Source organism: Aeromonas aquatilis (genome assembly GCF_054052405.1).
The window spans coordinates 1-1,043 of sequence record NZ_JBSTYP010000149.1 but is presented as its reverse complement, the minus strand read 5'-3'; the positions used below and the strand labels follow the sequence as shown (position 1 = coordinate 1,043).

General features: G+C 61.5%; 1 protein-coding gene. It reads right to left on the bottom strand.

The annotated features are described in order from the left end of the window. On the bottom strand, positions 1-1,043 hold a 1,043-nt coding region (locus tag ACW5W8_RS23725; protein WP_498630871.1), incomplete at both ends, for a tandem-95 repeat protein.

Here is a 1,043-nt window from a genome sequence, read left to right as displayed (position 1 = left end):
CGCTCTCGTCTGCATCACTGAACGCATCATCCACCGGCGTGACCCGGATGTTCAGGGTCGAGCTGTCGCTGCTGCTGCCGTCGGTCAGGGTGTAGCTCACCGGCGGCACAGTGCCGTTCCAGTTGGCCGCCGGGGTGAAGCTGTAGGTGCCGTCCTGGTTGATGACCAGGCTGCCCGCCGTCAGCGCCACGGTGAAACTGGTATTGCTGGCACTGAAGGTGTAGGTGGTGCCATTCACGCTGAAGCTCTGTACGGTGACCGAACCATCCACACTGCTGGTACCGCCGAGCAGCGTGCCGCTGTGCAGGCCGCTGTCTTCGTCGATCGTCACGCTCTCGTCTGCATCACTGAACGCATCATCCACCGGCGTGACCCGGATGTTCAGGGTCGAGCTGTCGCTGCTGCTGCCGTCGGTCAGGGTATAGCTCACCACCGGTACCGCGCCGTTGTAGTTGAGGGCCGGCGTGAAGCTGTACGCCCCGTTCGCTGCCAAACTGAAGCTGCCCACACCGGCAATGGTGTACACCTGGCCCAGCACAAACGGACCGCTCTGACCTGCGATGCTGAAGCTCTGCACCGTCACCGGACCATCGACCGACACCCCATCAATGACGTTGCCAGTCTTCTCGCCGCTGTCCTCGCTGGTCGTCACCTGCTCGTCGTTGTCGGTGAAGTCATCGTTCACCGACACCACCTTGATGTTGACTGTGGCCGTGTCTGTATCGCCGTCAGCGTCCTTGGCCACGTAGTCAAAGCTGATGTCACCGCTGAAGTCCTTGCCCGGCACAAAGCTGATGCTGCCATCCGCCGCAATCACGACATTGCCGCCCTGTACCCCGATGGTCTGCGCCAGTCCGGTCAGCTCGACGCCGTTGATGGACTGAATTGCTAGCCCGCCATCCGGCGCCTTGTCGTTGGCCAGCAAGTTCAGGCTCACCGAGCCATCTTCGTTGACCTCGTAGTCGTCGCTCACCGCATCAACTTCATCATTCATCGGCTTGACGGCGATGTTGACTTTGGCACTGTCGGTATCGCCGTCAGCG